Annotated in this window: 3 protein-coding genes; 2 read left to right on the top strand and 1 reads right to left on the bottom strand. The window is 56.1% G+C overall.

Annotation, left to right across the window (positions count from 1 at the left end):
- The first annotated feature begins 200 nt into the window (after positions 1-200).
- Complete coding sequence (locus tag ACOSYY_RS09130) at positions 201-692, top strand: hypothetical protein (protein WP_421661958.1); 492 nt, start codon at positions 201-203, stop codon at positions 690-692.
- A gap of 67 nt (positions 693-759) precedes the next feature.
- On the top strand, positions 760-1,293 hold the full coding sequence (locus ACOSYY_RS09125) for a hypothetical protein (RefSeq protein WP_421661957.1): 534 nt from the start codon (positions 760-762) through the stop codon (positions 1,291-1,293).
- A gap of 30 nt (positions 1,294-1,323) precedes the next feature.
- On the opposite strand, the gene ACOSYY_RS09120 is transcribed toward ACOSYY_RS09125, so the two are convergent.
- On the bottom strand, positions 1,324-1,901 hold a 578-nt coding region (locus ACOSYY_RS09120), incomplete at its 5' end, for a MarR family winged helix-turn-helix transcriptional regulator (protein WP_421661956.1).

Here is a 1,901-nt window from a genome sequence, read left to right as displayed (position 1 = left end):
GTCATTCTCCTCCTTAATCGAAGTCAACCCATATGCTCCCTACATTCTAGTCTAGAGAATGTCCAGGGAATAAGATAGCTCAGCCATTGTGAGAGGTTCAAGGGGTTCCCTCCGGTCGAGCTAGTGTTTTGCACGGTTGGGCGTATGTTAGACTTTCACCGCATAGGCGCACCAACGCTCAATCCTCTATGAGGCTCCATATGAAGACCTCCATCGGCCGCTTCTTGTACCGAACCACGGGCATCATCTCGCTGTTCGCGCTCCTTCTGTCCGGTTGTGCGCAAGATTCGTATCAGCGGCGAGCGGATGTCATGAAGAACCACATCGACAATTTCTACACGCACCTCAAGGCCAATAGAGTGGCAGCGGCGGTTCACGAAAACGAACAGATCGAAGTCATGGCCGACCAGATGGAGGCCACCGTCAAGAAGCAGGGTCGGTTGCGGGAATCGTCGCAGGCCGGACGGGAGTTCGCGCTGATGAAAACGGCTCGAGAAGCGGCAGCTCAAAACTGGATTGCGTTGGGGCAATACTTTGCGATCAAGCAGCAGCCGGAAAAATCACGCGCAGCCTATCAACGCGTGGTCGATACCTACACGGACCCGACGGAACAGGCGTACCGGGAACAAGCTGCTCGAGCATTGAAAGACTTGGAGATCGTGGCGGATCCTTCTTCTGACTCGACTCACTAATCGCGCGGACTCCGAACACTGTAGCGAGCTTCGTACGCCAACTTTTGTCCTATCTATGGCCCACTCCATGACGTTCAAACTGCTCCTGCTGGGACTCTGTGCGACATGGGGAGGATGTGTCCATCATATTCAGGTGACGCCGCTCCCCGCGAGCGCGTCATCCGTCACCATCCCTCGAACTCTTCAGGTCCTTATCAGTCCGATTTCAATGGAGGGCCCGGACCATCGGCCGGGCATCACCATGCTGGAATGGTCGCACCTCGACCTCAAGCAGGCGCTCTTGCGATACGTGCGGCAACGAAGAACCTTCATTTCAGTTTCACCTGACCCAGCCGACCTGACGCTCCGTGTGGCCACGAAACTGACGCTGACCTCTCGCAGCGACCTCTATCATTACCGAATCGGATTGCAAGCGGAGATGAGCGATGGCGCCGGGCTTATGAAGTCGTATCGCGCCGAACACACCGCGGTAGGGTCATCGGTACGGTGGGTCACCGCTTCAGATCGTGTTCCTATCGAGATCGCGTTGCAGGCGGCTTTGGAAGATTTAATGGAACAGATCGAGGCCGACCGATTCATCTACATCAACCGAACCGAGTAACCGTCACAGAAACTGCCCGATGATAAGCCGTCAGCCGGCCGTTAGACCCTGGGTTTGTGCTTGGGCCATGCTCCCGGCTTTGTGAGAATCAGCCTTGTTGGGGTCTTCCGCCGGAGCTTCCACGTACTCGGGGCAATCGAGGCGAAATGCCTGATCCCCGAATGCCGTATTGTAGAAGTTGCAGTGATGCGGTTGGTCCGATTCCGCATAGGCATGCTGACGGAAATGCTCGCAGGAGATGCACATGCGCGCAACGGGAATTTCTCCCTGCAATTGAAGCGCGCGAATCAGTTTCACGAGCGCGGTCAGAAGCACGACCTGCTCTTGCACCGACAAATTCTCGGTCGCAGAGGCGAGAATCTCCGGCCATCGGTTTTCCACATGCCCTGCCTTTGCTCCAAGCGAGGTGAGATGAACGGTCACGACGCGATTGTCGATTTCCCGACGGCGCCGACGGACCAAACGCTTCTGCTCCAGCGTTCGGATGACTTCAGAAGCAGTGGGCAGCTTCACGGAGAGTTCCCGGGCAATCGTCGAAACGGTAGCCGATTGATTCGGTCGAGACCGAAGAAATGTTAGGACTTGGATTTGCAGGGGACCGATACCTG

Source organism: Nitrospira sp. BLG_2 (assembly GCF_049222245.1).
The sequence above is the reverse complement of the archived record's forward strand: the minus strand, read 5'-3'. Positions and strand labels throughout refer to the sequence as shown.